The sequence below is a fragment of the Endozoicomonas sp. G2_2 genome, assembly GCF_017744135.1.
Lineage (GTDB): Bacteria > Pseudomonadota > Gammaproteobacteria > Nevskiales > Salinisphaeraceae > Salinisphaera.
The window spans coordinates 34,558-49,359 of record NZ_JAGHQU010000003.1 but is presented as its reverse complement, the minus strand read 5'-3'; the positions used below and the strand labels follow the sequence as shown (position 1 = coordinate 49,359).

Annotated in this window: 10 protein-coding genes; 4 read left to right on the top strand and 6 right to left on the bottom strand. The window is 66.3% G+C overall.

Annotated elements, in window-relative coordinates; translation table 11 throughout:
• Nucleotides 1-11 precede the first annotated feature (11 nt).
• The 5 genes from fdhF to mobA all read right to left on the bottom strand — a co-directional run bounded on the left by fdhF (nt 12) and on the right by mobA (nt 6,841).
• Complete coding sequence (fdhF, locus tag J7355_RS04280) at nt 12-3,008, bottom strand: formate dehydrogenase subunit alpha (RefSeq protein WP_209060234.1); 2,997 nt, start codon at nt 3,006-3,008, stop codon at nt 12-14.
• 181 nt (nt 3,009-3,189) lie between these two features.
• Nucleotides 3,190-3,324 carry a hypothetical protein gene (locus tag J7355_RS17870; RefSeq protein WP_280637565.1) on the bottom strand — a complete coding sequence of 45 codons (135 nt, stop codon included), beginning with the start codon at nt 3,322-3,324 and terminating at the stop codon, nt 3,190-3,192.
• A gap of 85 nt (nt 3,325-3,409) precedes the next feature.
• Nucleotides 3,410-4,771, bottom strand: a complete 1,362-nt coding sequence (locus J7355_RS04275) for an OFA family MFS transporter (RefSeq protein WP_209060232.1) — start codon at nt 4,769-4,771, stop codon at nt 3,410-3,412.
• Nucleotides 4,772-4,910: 139 nt separating this feature from the next.
• A complete protein-coding gene (gene glp / locus J7355_RS04270) occupies nt 4,911-6,194 on the bottom strand; it encodes a gephyrin-like molybdotransferase Glp (RefSeq protein WP_209060230.1) in 1,284 nt (427 codons plus the stop codon).
• Nucleotides 6,195-6,244: 50 nt separating this feature from the next.
• On the bottom strand, nt 6,245-6,841 hold the full coding sequence (gene mobA, locus J7355_RS04265; protein ID WP_209060229.1) for a molybdenum cofactor guanylyltransferase MobA: 597 nt from the start codon (nt 6,839-6,841) through the stop codon (nt 6,245-6,247).
• A gap of 110 nt (nt 6,842-6,951) precedes the next feature.
• On the opposite strand from mobA, the gene J7355_RS04260 reads away from it, so the two are divergent.
• Nucleotides 6,952-7,707, top strand: a complete 756-nt coding sequence (locus J7355_RS04260; RefSeq protein ID WP_209060226.1) for a DUF4197 domain-containing protein — start codon at nt 6,952-6,954, stop codon at nt 7,705-7,707.
• A gap of 218 nt (nt 7,708-7,925) precedes the next feature.
• Here the strand turns inward: J7355_RS04260 and J7355_RS04255 are convergent, their stop codons facing one another.
• The gene (locus J7355_RS04255; protein ID WP_209060224.1) at nt 7,926-8,495 is read right to left on the bottom strand and encodes an HNH endonuclease; all 570 of its coding nucleotides are present in this window, start codon (nt 8,493-8,495) and stop codon (nt 7,926-7,928) included.
• Nucleotides 8,496-8,708: 213 nt separating this feature from the next.
• On the opposite strand from J7355_RS04255, the gene J7355_RS04250 reads away from it, so the two are divergent.
• From J7355_RS04250 to J7355_RS04240, 3 genes are read left to right on the top strand one after another with little or no spacing between them, the layout of a single operon-like run.
• Nucleotides 8,709-9,902, top strand: a complete 1,194-nt coding sequence (locus J7355_RS04250) for an efflux RND transporter periplasmic adaptor subunit (protein WP_209060222.1) — start codon at nt 8,709-8,711, stop codon at nt 9,900-9,902.
• Nucleotides 9,899-12,991: an efflux RND transporter permease subunit gene (locus tag J7355_RS04245; RefSeq protein WP_209060220.1), complete on the top strand. Its 3,093-nt coding sequence runs from the start codon at nt 9,899-9,901 to the stop codon at nt 12,989-12,991. The genes J7355_RS04250 and J7355_RS04245 overlap by 4 nt, the downstream gene beginning before the upstream one ends.
• Complete coding sequence (locus J7355_RS04240) at nt 12,991-14,646, top strand: TolC family protein (protein ID WP_209060215.1); 1,656 nt, start codon at nt 12,991-12,993, stop codon at nt 14,644-14,646. The genes J7355_RS04245 and J7355_RS04240 overlap by 1 nt, the downstream gene beginning before the upstream one ends.
• Nucleotides 14,647-14,802 lie beyond the last annotated feature (156 nt).

Below are 14,802 nucleotides of genomic sequence, written 5' to 3'. Positions count from 1 at the left end.
AATGAAAGCGCTTACAGCCCGCTGTCGACCGGGCGCGCCTTCGGCGGGCGCTTGTAGTCGTCACGCTGCCATTTCTGATTGACCTGAACGCCGCTGACCGGGTTCGGCGTGGCGTTGCGCTGGTTGTTCGCCTTGAGCGGCGGATGACCGTCGACGCTGAGCACTTCCATCTTCACCGCCAGCTCCTTGTAGGCCGGCGTATCGGTGTCCTTGTCCGACTCGAAGCTGGTGAGCACGTTGATCGCCTCGATGTTCTTCTTGCCGTGCATGGGCATGTACATCTGCTTGCCCTGCACACGGTCGGTGACCTCAACGCTGACCTTGATCGCGCCGCGCCGCGAGACCAGGCGCACGATGCTGCCGGCCTTCACGCCGCGCTCGGCGGCCAGTTCGGGCGACACCTCCACGAAGCTGCGCTCGATCTTGAACACGATGCCCGCCGTCTCGTCGGTGAGATTGCCTTCGTGGAAATGTTCCAGCAGGCGGCCGTTGTTCAGGTGCAGATCGAACTCGTCGTCGGGCTGGTCGGTGGGCTCGTTCCAGTGCACCGGGTGAAAACGCGCCCGCCCGCTGTCGAAATGGAACTGGCCGTCGGAGTACAGATTCGCCTGGCTCGTGCCGTCTGCCGCGACCGGCCACTGCTGGGAGTTGAAGCCCTGGAGCGCGTCGTAGTGTGCGCCCGCGAACATGTCGGCGAGCGACGCCATCTCGTGAAAGATCTCGGACGGATGACTGTACTGCCAGTCCGCGCCCATGGCGCGGGCCAGCTCGGTATGGATACGCCAGTCCGGACGCGAGTCGCCGAGCGGCGGAAACACCTCGTAGAGCCGCTGGATACGCCGCTCGGTGTTGATGAAGGTGCCTTCCTTCTCGACCGAGGGGCTGGCCGGCAACACGACATCCGCGTACTCGCAGGTGCGCGAAAAGAACATGTCCTGCACGACCATGAAGTCGAGCTTCTCGAACGCCGACTGCACGTGCAGCGCGTCCGAATCGACGATGCCCATGTCCTCGCCGACCACATACAGCGACTTCAGATCGCCATCGTGGATGGTGGTGACCATCTCGTGGTTGTTCAGGCCCTTGCCGGTGGGCAGCTCAACGCCCCAGGCGTCTTCGTAGCGCACGCGCACGGTGTCGTCGCTGATGAAATCGTAGCCGGGGAAACGATCGGGCATGCAGCCCATGTCGCTCGCGCCCTGCACGTTGTTGTGGCCGCGCATGGGATAGCCGCCGGTGCCGAACTTGCCAAAGTTGCCGGTCACCAGCAGCAGGTTGCACAGCGCAGTGGCGGTGTCCGCACCCATAGTGTGCTGGGTCACGCCCATGGCCCAGATGCCGCAGATGGTATTGGCTTCCAGAACCATGTCGACCATGCGATCGAGCTCGTCGCGCGACAGCCCGCAGCGTTGCTCGGCGAATTCCATGGTGAACGGCTCGAGGCTTTTCACATAGTCGTCGTAGTGCTCGACGTTCTTCTGAATGAACGCATCGTCCGCGCGGCCCATCTCGATGATGGTCTTGGCCACGGCGTTGAGCCAGATCATGTCGGTGCCCGGCTCGGGTTTGACGAACATGTCGGCACGCTGAGCCATTTCGTTCTTGCGCAGATCGGCGACGAGATGCGTCTGACCGCGCAGTTTCTTGGCGCGCTTGAGCCGCGTGGCGATCACGGGATGGCTCTCGGCAGTGTTGGATCCGACGATGATCAACAGCTCGGCGGCTTCCAGATCGGCAATCGAGCCGGTATCCGCGCCGTAACCCACGGTGCGCCACAGGCTTTCGGTGGCCGGCGCCTGGCAGTAGCGCGAGCAATTGTCGATATTGTTCGTGCCCATCACCGCGCGGGCGAACTTCTGCATGAGATAGCCTTCCTCGTTACTGCATTTCGAGGAGGCGATGAACGCCAGCGCGTCGGCGCCATGGGCGTCGCGAATCTCGTTGAAGCGGCGCGCGATCAAAGCGTACGCCTCGTCCCACTCGGCTTCACGAAAGGCACCGTTGTCGCGGATCAGCGGCTTGGTCAGGCGATGTTCGCTGTTGATATGGCCCCAGCCGAACTTGCCCTTGATACAGGTGGAGATGCCGTTGGCCGGCGCTTCGGGCTGCGGCTGAACCTTGAGCAGCTCACGATCGCGGGTCCACATCTCGAACGAGCAGCCCACACCGCAATAGGTGCAGACCGTCTTGGTGCGCTTGAGCTCGGTCTCGCGCATGGCAGCATCGACTTCCGACACCGCGAAGATCGGCCCGAAGCCGGTGGTGTGTTCGGCCGCCTTCACCAGATCGATCGCCGAGCGGCCGAGCTGCTGGAAGCGCCCGCGTGCCTGCGGCGACAGCCCGGTCATGGGCCCGGCGTTGCCGATCATCGAGGTTTCCATCAGCGCGTTGCAGGGGCATACGGTCACGCAGTGGCCGCAGGAAACACACGACGAATCCTCGATGGGCACGTCGTCGTCCCAGATCACCCGCGGGCGATCGCGCGACCAATCGATGGACAGCGTTTCGTTGACCTGCAGGTTCTGACAGGCCTCGACACAGCGCCCGCAGAGGATGCACTGGTCCGGGTCGTAGATATAGAAGGGGTTCGAATAGTCCTTCTCGTACGGCTTGCCGCGGTATTCGTAGTGCTGGCCCGGCACGGCCATGTCGCGCACGGCGTTGTGCACGTCGCAGTTGCCGTTGTTGTTGTCGCAAACCGAGCAGTACAGATCGTGATTGGAGGCGATGCGATCAATGCCTTCATGCCGCGCGGCATGCGCGGTGTCGCTTTCGATGGTGACATCCAGGCCCGGCTTGACCGCCACGCTGCAGCCGCGCACCAGATTGCCGTCGATTTCCACGAAACAGGTATCGCAGGTCTGCAGCGGCCCGAGGCTCGGGTGATAGCAGACATGCGGCAGATAGATACCGGTGCCCTCCAGCGCCTCGGGCAGCAACTGGCCGGGCCGGGCGCGCACGGCCTGGCCGTCGACGGTGATCTCGATCTGCTCTGCAACGTCATCCATGCGGGGTCTCCTGTGGGTCCCATGGCCGGCGTACCGGCCCGTGCCTGTGCTCAACCTGATCGCCCATCGACGTACGCACGATTCGTGTCGGCCCGTTTCAGCGCTGCATCCAGCAGACGAAAAAAGCCCGCCGTGCCGAACACGACGGGCCGTCAGCCGGTAACGCCGGCCGAGCGATCGTTCAACCCGTGAACAGGCGCAGCGCCTTGACCAGCGTCTCGCAGAACCCCCAGAGCGCAGGAATCGTGACCATGGCCCAGAGGGCGGCGATCTGCCATGTCGGCGTGGTGGCGGCTGAGGTGGCTTCAGTATTCATTATTGTCTCCTGCATTATGCAGATTGATCAATCCGTAGTTTCATGGAGCGGGCGGGCACGAATTGGCCGCGCCCGCCGCCCAGCGCTACTCGGGATTGCTCGGATCACCCCGGTAATGATGTTTGTCCGCCACCGGACGCACGAGTAGGTTGGACACCAGCCCCGCGGCCAGCAGCAGCACCATGATGTAGAGCGTCGTGGTGTAGGCATCCGCCGGCGCCACGCCGGCCTCGATGCGACCCTCGCGCAGCTGATTGAGCAGCACCGGGCCGACGACACCCGCAGCCGCCCAGGCCGTGAGCAGGCGGCCGTGAATCGCGCCCACGTGCATGGTGCCGAAGATATCGCGCAGATAGGCCGGCACGGTGGCGAAACCGCCACCGTACATCGACACGATGATGCAGCAGGCGAGCACGAACAGCACGATGTTGCCGCTGGCCGCGACCGTGGGCACCGCGGCATAGAGCAGCATGCCGAGCACAAAGAAGATGACATAGGTCATCTTGCGGCCGATGTAATCGGACGTGGACGCCCAGAAGAAGCGTCCGGCCATGTTGAAGATCGACAGCACACCCACGAAACCGGCCGCGGCCGCCGCACTCGTGCCCACCATCTCTTGGGCCATCGGCGACGCCTGCTCGAGCAGCGCAATGCCGGCGGTGACGTTCATGAACAGCACCAGCCAGATGAAATAGAACTGCGGCGTCTTCATCGCCTGGTTCACGTGGACATGATGATTAGTGATCATCTTGTCCTGCTTGCCGTCACGCTCGGGATCGAAACCTTCCGGCTTCCAGTCCTTCGCGGGGATACGCACGATCAGCGCGCCGATCATCATGAATACAAAGTAGATGATGCCCATGGCAACGAACGTCGAACCGACGCCGACCGATTCCGGGCCCGAGAAGAACGCCATCAGCGACGTCGCCAGCGGCGAGCCGATCATCGCACCCCCGCCGAAGCCCATGATCGCCATGCCGGTCGCCAGACCGGGCCGGTCGGGAAACCACTTGATCAGCGTCGATACCGGCGAGATATAACCGATGCCCAGCCCGATGCCGCCGATCACGCCGTAGCCGAGGTAGATCAGCCAGATCTGGTGCGTCCACACGCCGAAAGCCGAGATGATGAAGCCACCGCCGAAACAGGCGGCTGCAAGCGCCATGGCCTTGCGCGGGCCGACCCGCTCCAGCCACTGGCCACCAAAGGCCGCCGCCAGACCGAGCGCGGCGATCGCGAGGGAAAAGATCCAGGCGAGCGTGGCCTGCGACCAGTCGCCGTTGGCGGACTCGGTTACGCCGATAACCTGGGTCAGCGGAATCTTGAATACCGAAAAGGCATAAACCTGACCGATACACAGATGAATGCACAGTGCGGCGGGCGGCACCATCCATCGGTTGAAACCGGGCTTTGCCACCGTATTGGACTTGTCGAAGAAACCGGCCATTCATCCCCCTGCCAGCGAGCGTCGCGGCGCAACGCGTACGAGTTAGGGGAGTTACCCTAGCAGCTGTATGGCGCACCCAAGCATTTATGCGACCAAAGTTGGGGCGCCGGTCCGGGCAGGCGGCGAAACCCGATAACGCTCAGCTCTCCGGCTGGCCCCAGATCGTCTGCGCGAACGGCTCGACCGGCACGATCTCGCCGGCGGGCACGTCGTTCTGCGCGGCCGGCAACACGATGAAACAGTCGGCCCGGCTCATCGAGCGCATCACGCCGGAGCCCTGGTGATCGACCGGCTCCACGGCCGCGCGCCCGTCGCGGTTGACGAGCCGCGCACGCAGGAAATTCTCGCGACCGGGACTCTTGCGCAGATCCGCCAGCGTCGGCAACGCCAGGCGAATCGGCTCGGCCGGCGTCGCGCCAGCCATGCGGACCAGCGCCGGGCGCACCATCTGGATGAAAGTCACCGCGGTAGATACCGGGTTGCCGGGCAGGCCAAAAAACCGCGCATGGCCGAGGGTGCCGAAGGCCAGCGGTTTACCGGGCTTGATCGCTACCCGCCAGAAGTCGACGGTTCCCTGCTCGCCGAGCACGTCGAGCACGAAATCTGCGGCGCCCACGGACACACCGCCGCTGGTCACCACGGCATCGCAGACCGCCGCCTTCCGAAACGCCTCGCGCAGCGCGGCCGGCGAATCGCCGACCACACCGAGATCGACGCCCTCCATGCCCAGTTCCGAAATCAGTGCCGCCAGCCCGTAGCGGTTGCTGTCGTAGATCTCGCCGGGCGCCAGCGATTGGCCGGCCGGCCCGTCGACCGGGCGCAGCTCGTCGCCGGTCGAAAAGAAGGCGACCCGCGGCCGACGCACCACCGACACCTCGGCCACGCCCACCGACGCGAGCACGGCGATATCCGCAGGCCGCAGATAATGGCCTGGCGCAAGTACGGTCGTGCCGGCGCGCAGATCCTCGCCGGCCGCGCGGATGTTGCTGCCCGAGGCGGGGCGCTTTTCGATCACCACGCGCTCGCCTGTGGCGCGGGTGTTCTCTTGCATGACCACCGTATCCACGCCGTCCGGCACGACGGCGCCGGTCATGATGCGCACACATTGGCCCGCGCCGACCCGCCCGGCGAAGGGATGTCCGGCAAGGCTTTCGCCGACGACATCGAGCGCCGCGCCATCGACGTCGACATCACCGGCGCGATAGCCGTAACCGTCCATGGAGGAATTGTCCGCGCCCGGCACGTTGACGCCGGCGATCACCCGCTCCGCCAGCACCCGGTGCAACGCGTTTTGCAGCGCCACCCGCTCGGTGTCGGCGATCGGGGTAATCGCGTCGACGATGCGCGCCCGCGCCTGGGCGAGCGGCATGGGCGTGTTTTCCGGCGACGGGCGAAAGGCAGACTGTTCGGAAGACTGGGGCATGTCACGACTCGTGATGGATAGACGCTGCGACGGGGGAATATGCGCTGCAGTCAGCGCAGGCCGGCGAGTTGCCGCGCATCCACCGGCGCGTTGATATTGGCAAAGGCCTGGCAGTCCGGCCAATCCACCACGCGGGTCCGCAATCCGTCCTGCCAGTCGACCACCCGCGCGACGCCCGCCGCGAGCGCCTCGCGCAGGCCGGCAGCACGTTCACACCGGATCAGTGCATGCAGTGGCTGCCGACGACCGCCGCAGCGGGCCACGCACAGATCGATATTTACAGCCATCGCGGCGGCCAGCCGGTCGGCCAGATCACCCGGCAGTTGCGGCGTGTCCACCGGCACCACGAGCAGGTAGGGCGTGGGCGCGGCCTGCAACAGCTGCGCGATACCCGCGAGCGGACCGCGATAGCTGTCGTCGGCATCGCCGACCACCGGCCAGCCGAGCGCGCCGTACCGCCGCCGCGAGCGATTGGCACTGATGACGACATGCGCGGCCTGCGGCTCCACCCGCGCGATCGTGTGTTCGATCAGCGGGCGCTCGCCCACCACATACCACCCCTTGTCGATACCGCCGAGCCGGCGCCCGGCGCCGCCGGCGAGGATGCCGGCCGTGATCTGTTCGCGTGTGGGTGTCATGGCCTGCATTGTCTGCCTGCCGTCGCGCATCGACAACGTTCGCCGCAGCGTGTTCGCTTGCCGTGCGCGACCTCGCGGTATGATCGCTGCCGCAAGACGAAACAACGGACTACGCGACTATGCGACGTGCACTCATCGGCCTCATCGCCAGCGGCGCGCTGGCGGCCTCCTCGGCAGTCGGCGCCCAGAGCCTGGGCGATCGGTTCAAGCAGTTCATGGGCAGCATGGAGGGCGCCAACGGCAACAGCAGCGCACAGCAGTTGCCCGAGAGCGAGGTCGTGTCGGGCCTGCGTGCCGCGCTGGCCGACGGCGCATCGGCCGCGGTCACCCAGCTCGGCCAGACCGACGGCTTCTGGGGCGATGCCGCCCGCCGTATTCCCTTGCCCGGCTGGATGGACAAGACCTCGACCATGCTGCGCGGCGCCGGTTTCGGCAACCAGATGGACAGCTTCCAGCTGTCGATGAATCGCGCCGCCGAGCAGGCGACCGCCGAAGCGGGGCCGATCGTGCGGGAAACGATCAACAACATGAGCGTGGCCGATGCCTACGACATCCTGCAGGGCTCGAACACTGCGGCCACCGAATACCTGCGCGACAAGGCCGGCGACGACCTGGCGGCGAAGTTCGAGCCGATCATCGCGAATACCACGGCCCAATCGCAGGCGGTATCGCGCTACGAGTCGCTGACCTCCAAGGCCAAGCCCATGCTGCAGTTCGTGCCGGGCATGAATCTGGACGTCAACGACTATGTCACCCAGCAGGCGCTGGACGGCCTGTTCGCGGTGATCGGCCAGCAGGAGCAAAAGATCCGTGCCAACCCCGCACAGACCGGCTCCGCGATCGTGAAGAAAGTGTTTTCGACGGTGTCCCGGTAGTCTGCTGCGGTGGCAGGCCCCACTCCGCAGCACTATGGCTCACGCAAAGGTGCCAAGGCGCAAAGATCAAGAACGTGTTTGTCTTCGCGTCTTTGCGGCTTCGCGTGAGGCCAAGTGAATTAGGCGAGCAGATATGGGCCGCGCACGCATATTCGGATACGGCGCGTCCGCCGGCATCTCAATCGTCATAGCTTGTAGCGGACTTGTTCCGCCGCAAATCAGCCGTCGAAGCGCGCCTTGCGCTTGGGCGCGAGCCGTTCCAGAAAGGCCTGCTGGTCGGCAAGGATGCGCCGGTTGGCCAGGATCAGCCATTCCGCGAGGTTGGGCTCGTAGGGCAAGGCGAGCAGGCTCATGCCGGCCTGTTCCGGGGTGCGGTCGTCCTTGAACCGGTTGCAGCCTTCGCAGGTGGACACGACGTTGGTCCAGGCATGTTCGCCGCCCTTGGAGCGCGGCACGACATGCTCGATCTGCATCTGCGAAAAGCTCAGGCGGGTACCGCAATACAGACACAGGCCGCCGTCGCGATGGAACAGTTCGCGCCGCGTCAACGCCGGCACCAGGTTACGGGCAAATCGATGCGAACGATCGCGTACCGCGATGATGGAATCGATCTCCAGATGGCTGCGAATACCGGTATCGCGGGAACGTCCGCCGCGCAGCCGGATTTTCTCGCTGCCGGCTTCCCATGCAATCTTGTCCGTGAAATAAAGACTGACCGCCTCGCGCCAGTCCACCCATTCCACGGGCAAACCGCCCGCATCGAGCTTTAGTATGCGTGGAATCGTCATCACGAACCGTTCACTCCTGTTTCGCGCTTCGCATCGTTTCGCTGCAGAAGCCAGCATGACACGGCCTGATGACCGCACGTTGAAACACGCTGCACTTGTTTTACCGGATAAATATCGCGCCGCGCAACGCTGCAGCGCGCCGCCCGTTCTGCACGATACTGTGTCGATGAAACACTGGATGCCGCCTGTGGCCCTGACCGCGGAACCCGGCGCATGACGCGCCGCGGCGCGCTGCTGGCCGCGGGCGCATGCATCGTGATCGCACTGCTCGTGATCACGGTCTACGGCATGCCGACCGAAACCGGCCTCGGAACCGAAACGCCGGCCGGCCGGGTCGCGGTCGAAACCAGCCCGGCACAGCAGGCGGATGTCGAAGATATTCGCGAATACTCGGGCAGCCTCGAGCCCAGTGCCCAGCTCACCGTCGCCCCCAAGATCGCCGGGCGGATCGAATCGGTGGCGGTGGATATCGGCGATGCCGTGGCCAGCGGCGATACGCTGGTCACTCTCGACGATCAGGAATATCGCCAGGCGTTGGCCGAGGCCGAGGCGCGGCTGCAGGTCGCCCGAGCGCAGTACGAGCAGGCCCGCAGCGACGCCCGCACGGCCGGACGCACTCGCGAACGCGTCCGCGCGCTCAACGCCAAGGGCATTGCTGCCACCGCCGAACTGGATGCCGCCGATGCCGAAGCGGCCAACGCCGATGCCGCCCGGTCGGTCGCGCGGGCCTCGATAGCCGAGGCGAAAGCGCAGGTGGAAACCGCGCGGATTCGTCTCGGCTATACCGAAATTCGCGCCAACTGGCCGGAAGCCGACAGCCGCCGTCGGGTGGGCGAGCGCATGGTCGAACCCGGCGACACAGTGGCCGCCAACACGCCGCTGCTGCGCATCGTGTCGGTACGCCCGCTGACCGCGGTCATCCAGGTGCCAGAAGCCGTCTACCCGCTTCTGGCGGCTGGCCAGCGCGCGCGCCTGCGCATCGCGGGTGCGGCAAGCGCGAGCTACGACGCCGAGATCACCCGCATCGCGCCCGTCTTCGATCCGGAAACCCGGCGCGCGCGTGTCGAACTGAGCGTGCCCAACACGTCGGGCCGTCTCGCCCCCGGCATGTTCGTGCAGGTCGGCCTCGTGGCCGATCGGCTCGACGACGCACTCGTCGTCCCGCGTGCCGCGCTGGTACGTCGCGACGGACGCGACGGCGTGTTCGTCGTCGACACGGCCCATACCACGGCGCGGTTCGTGCCGGTCGACGTCGCCTTCACCCAGGATGACCGGATCGCGCTGCGTGCCCCGACCACGCTCGACGGCCCGGTGGTGACACTCGGCCAGGCCCAGCTCGAGGACGGCATCGGCGTGGCGCTGGATGCCAGCGCGGATAGCGCGGCCGACGCGCCCGGCGACGCATGAGAACCCTGCCGGCGTTTTCGGTCGCGCGGCCGGTCGCGACCTCGATGGTCATGGCCATCGCCCTGCTGCTGGGCGGGGTGGCCCTGAGCCGACTGCCGGTCGATTTGTTGCCCAACATCGAAACGCCGACGCTCACGGTCTCGGTCGACTACGAGAACGCCAGCCCCGAAACCATGGAGGAGCTGGTCACCCGGCGTGTGGAACAGGCCGTGGGCGCCACGCCCGGGCTCGAAGACATGGAGTCGACCTCGGTCGAGGGCACCGCCGATGTAACCCTGCGCTTCGGCTGGGGCACCGATATCGATGCCGCCGCCAACGATGTGCGCGATCGCCTGTTCTCGGAGCTCGACGAACTGCCCGACGACGCCGGCCGCCCGCGTATCCGCAAGTTCGATACCTCCGATCTGCCGGTCATGGGGCTGGGTCTGGCCAGCGGTATCGACCCGATCGAGCTGCGCCGGCTGATCGACAACCAGCTCTCCTATCGCCTGCAGCAGATTCCGGGCGTGGCCGCGGTCGAGGTTTGGGGTGAGCCCGAACGCGAGATCCAGGTCAATCTGGATATCGACCGCGTACGCGCCCTGGGCCTGTCGCTCACCGATATCCGCGACACGCTGGATGCCGCCAACCGCAACCTGCCCGCCGGCTCGATCGAGATCGGCAACCAAGAGCTGGCGCTGCGTACGCCCGGCCGGTTCAAGAATCTCGACGATCTGCGCCGTGCGGTCGTGCTCGTGCGCGAAGGCACGCCGATCACGCTCGGCGACATTGCGCAGGTGCGCGACACCCAGCAACGCGAGACCCGCCTGATCCGCATCAACGGCGAACGCGGCGTGCGCATGGGGGTACGCAAGCAGTCGGGCGCGAACACGGTGGAGGTCGCCGAACGCATCACGCGAGAGGTTGAACGCCTCAACCGCGAATTCCCGCAGGTGCGGATCACGCCGTTTTTCAATACCGCGGACTACATCAACCGCTCGATCGCCAACGTCTCGCGCGCACTGGTCTACGGCAGCGTGCTGGCCTTTGTGGTGTTGCTGGTGTTTCTGGGCCATCTGCGCGCCGCACTTGCCGTGTCGGTGGCGATCCCGGTGTCGCTGATCGCCACATTCGCGCTCATGTACGGCTTCGGCTACACCATCAACCTGATGACGCTCGGCGGCCTCGCGCTCGGCGTCGGCATGATGGTGGATTCGGCCATCGTGGTACTCGAAAACATACAGCGCCGGCGCGCCGAACTGGGCGAATCCGCACACGTGGCCGCGGTGGCGGGCAGCAACGAGATCATCGGGCCGATCGTGGCCAGCACGCTGACCACCCTGGCGATCTTCATTCCCATGCTGTTCGCCCGCGAACTGGCCGGCCAGCTGTTCCGCGAACTGGCAATCGTGGTCGCGCTGGCGCTGACCTGTTCGCTGATCGTTGCGCTCACCGCCATGCCCATGCTCACCGCCCGTTTCGTGGGCGCCCGGCGTGCGCCGCAGCGGGTGGCCATGCAACGGGTCGCGAGCACCGGCAGCCAGCTGTATGCACGCATAGACAGCGCCTACCGGCGCCTGCTCGAAAGCGCCCTGGCCGCGCCGCGGCGCGTGGTCGGCGCGGCCGTGGTCGCCACCCTGGCGGCGCTGATCGGCTTTACCCAGCTGGGCAGCGAATTCATGCCCGCCACCGACGAAGGCGAAGTACGCGTGAGCCTGCAGATGCCCGCCGGCACCCGGCTGGGCCTGCTCGACGCGCAGACACGAAAAGCCGAGGCGATCGTACGCCGCGTGGTGCCCGAGGCCGTGTCGGTGGTGACCAGCGTGGGGTCCGGCGGCTATCGCGCCGACGGCGGCGCCGAGGCCGATATCCGCATCGAACTACCGTCGGCATCGGCGCGCAGCCGAACCAGCCAGCAGGTGGCGGCCGATCTGCGCGGCGCCATCGGCAAGCTGGCGGATACCGACGTGCGCGTGGGCATTCGTCAGCCGTTTTTCTTTCGCATGCTGGATATCGGCAGCGACGGCGGCAGCCTGGAAATTGAAGTGCGCGGCTACGATTTCGACGTGTTGCAGAATCTGGTCGCCCGCGTGCAGGAACGCATCCTGTCGATTCCGGGCATCACCGATCTGCGCGCCTCGCGTGAAGGCGCCGCGCCGCAGCGCGAGATCGTCATCGACCGCAGCGCGGCGGCCGATCTCGGCGTGACGGTTGCGGCCATCGGCCAGACCGTCGAAACCGCGATCGCGGGTACCAACGCGGGTTACTTTCTCGACGACGGCGACGAGGTCCGGGTGCGCGTCCAGCTGGCCAACCCGATGCAGGTGAGCGCCAACCAGATTCTGGATCTGCCAGTGCCGGGCGTGAACGGTACGCGGGTCAAGCTCGATGACGTGGCCCGGGTCGTGGCCTCCGAGGGCCCGGTCGAAATCGATCGGCGCAACCAGCAGCGTATCGTGAGCGTGGATGCCAACATCGCCGGCCGGGATCTGGGTTCGGTGGTGGCCGATGTGCAGGTCGCGCTCGACGAGATCGCGATTCCGGCCAACTACGATCTGCAACTGGTCGGCGAATACGAGGCCCAGGTCGCCGCGTTTCGCGAAATCGGCGTGAACGTCGCCCTGGCCCTGCTGCTGGTCTATATGGTCATGGCCTGTCTGTACGAATCGCTCGTCGACCCGCTGATCGTGATGGTCACGGTGCCGCTGGCGCTGATCGGCGTGGTCGCCATGCTCATGCTCACGAATACCACGCTCAACTCGCAATCGATGCTCGGCTGTCTGATGCTGATCGGCATCGTGGTCAACAACGCCATTCTCATCGTCGATCAGGCGAACCTGCTGCAGCGCGAGGGCATGGATGCCACGGCGGCCGTACGCGAAGCCGGGCGTCGACGCCTGCGCCCGATCCTCATGACCGCGGCAACGACCGTGTTCGCCCTCGTGCCGCTGGCAATCGGCGCCGGTGAAGGCTCGGAGTCGCAGGCGCCGCTGGCACGGGCGGTGGTCGGCGGCATGACCACGGCCACGCTGATCACCCTGGTGGTGATTCCGGTGGTCTATACCGGCGTGCATCGCGCTTGGCCGGCCCGTCGGGCAAGCGCCGCCTGATGCGTGTTCATCGACAAGCGCTGGTCGCGGTACTGCTCGCCGTCGCGGCCCCGCCCGCACTCGCGGTGCTGAACCCGCAGGCGCTCGTCTGGCCGGAGAAGCCGCTGCCGGGCGAGCCGACAGCGCAAACCAGCCCGGCGCCCGCAGAAAACCAGGCCGCGGCCAGCCCGAATCTCGCCGATATGGCCGATATGGCGAGGCGGGCCCGCACGGGCGGCCGCAATTCGCTGGATCTGAGCGTCGAGCAGGCCGTGGCGCTTGCGCTCGAACACAACCCGTCGTTGACGGCCCAGCGCCTGCAGCCGTTGATCACGGGCACGTTCGCCGCGGTCGAGCGGGCCGTGTTCGACCCGAGCGTTTTCGCGCGCGTCGAGACCTCGCGCGAGGTCGCCCAGCGGGTGTCGGAGGATATCCAGCAGAACTTCGACGTGCGCAGCGACGACGAACTCGCGCGCGTGGGCGTGCGTCAGACCCTGCCCACCGGCACCGAACTGGAACTCAGCCTCGAACAGGACCTGTCCACATCCAACCGTTCGCCGCAACAGGCCGGCACCCGTCTGGGGCTCACGCTCACCCAGGCGCTGTTGCGGGGTTTCGGCATCCGCAGCAACCTAGTCGCCCTGCGTCAGGCGCGTACCGACACGCTGGCCTCGGCCTATGAGCTGCGCGGTTTCGTCACCGCCCTGGTCGCGGATGTGGAGACCACCTACTGGGATTATCTCGGCGCGCGCCGGCGAATCGATATCCTGCAGAACGCGCTGGCGGTAGCCGAGCAGCAGTCGCGCGAAGCACGCCTGCGCATCGAGGCCGGCACGGTGGCGCGGGTCGAACAGGCCGCGTTTGCCGCCGAAGCCGCGCGCCGGCAACAGGACCTCATCGACGGCCGCGCGGAGGCCGAGCGCCTGCGCATTCGCCTGCTCCAGCTGATCAGCATTCCCGACGAGATCCGCTATCAGCGCGCGCTGACGCCAACCACCGACGTGGTGACCGACGCGGCGCCGCTGGATGCGCCGGCCGACTACGTTGCGCTCGCCGAGCGGCGCCGGCCGGAACTCAATCAGGCGCGCCTCGACGTGGCCCGCAACGAACTGGAAGTGGTGGCGACCCGTAACGGGCTGCTGCCACGCCTCGATCTGTTCGTCACGCTCGGCCAGACGGGCTTCGCCCGTAATTACGGTGGCGCCTACGACGAACTCGACGGCGGCGACACCTACGACCTGTCCGGCGCGCTGGAATTCGAATATCCGCTCGGCAATCGCGCAGGCCGCGCGCTCGATCGCGGCGCACGGGCGGGCGTGCGCCAGGCCGAGGCCAGCCTGGAGAACCTGGAACGGGTGATCGATGCGGAGGTCCGCTATGCGGTGATCGAGGCCGAGCGCGCCGCCGCCCAGATCGAAGCCACCGCGGCGACCGTGCGCCTGCAGCAGGAAACGCTGGACGCCGAACAGGCGCGCTTCGATGTCGGCCGCTCGACCGGGCTGCTTGTGGCCCAGGCGCAACGTGATCTTCTGAGCGCGCGGCTGGACCGGATCAATGCCTTCATCGCCTATCGGCAGGCCTTGATCGATTTGCATGTAGCCAACGGCAGCCTGCTCACACGCCGGCTCATCGATGCGCCGGGCGAGCAGCCACCGACTCTGTCGTGGCAGAAGTAGCGCGTCACCCCGACCGCAAAAAAGAAAACCGGCCGGCGCGACGCGCCGGCCGGAAGCCGCGATTGCACAGCGACTAAGCAGAAAAACTTGGGCGCAGACGTATTGGAGGAGAACAACACGGCGCAAGGATCGCTGTACGCCTGCGTTAATGCAAAA

Excerpts from the sequence above, each read along its gene's own strand:
- fdhF (WP_209060234.1), bottom strand. The coding sequence starts at position 3,008 with ATGGATGACGTTGCAGAGCAGATCGAGATCACCGTCGACGGCCAGGCC.
- J7355_RS17870 (WP_280637565.1), bottom strand. The coding sequence starts at position 3,324 with ATGAATACTGAAGCCACCTCAGCCGCCACCACGCCGACATGGCAGATC.
- J7355_RS04275 (WP_209060232.1), bottom strand. The coding sequence starts at position 4,771 with ATGGCCGGTTTCTTCGACAAGTCCAATACGGTGGCAAAGCCCGGTTTC.
- glp (WP_209060230.1), bottom strand. The coding sequence starts at position 6,194 with ATGCCCCAGTCTTCCGAACAGTCTGCCTTTCGCCCGTCGCCGGAAAAC.
- mobA (WP_209060229.1), bottom strand. The coding sequence starts at position 6,841 with ATGCAGGCCATGACACCCACACGCGAACAGATCACGGCCGGCATCCTC.
- J7355_RS04260 (WP_209060226.1), top strand. The coding sequence starts at position 6,952 with ATGCGACGTGCACTCATCGGCCTCATCGCCAGCGGCGCGCTGGCGGCC.
- J7355_RS04255 (WP_209060224.1), bottom strand. The coding sequence starts at position 8,495 with ATGACGATTCCACGCATACTAAAGCTCGATGCGGGCGGTTTGCCCGTG.
- J7355_RS04250 (WP_209060222.1), top strand. The coding sequence starts at position 8,709 with ATGACGCGCCGCGGCGCGCTGCTGGCCGCGGGCGCATGCATCGTGATC.
- J7355_RS04245 (WP_209060220.1), top strand. The coding sequence starts at position 9,899 with ATGAGAACCCTGCCGGCGTTTTCGGTCGCGCGGCCGGTCGCGACCTCG.
- J7355_RS04240 (WP_209060215.1), top strand. The coding sequence starts at position 12,991 with ATGCGTGTTCATCGACAAGCGCTGGTCGCGGTACTGCTCGCCGTCGCG.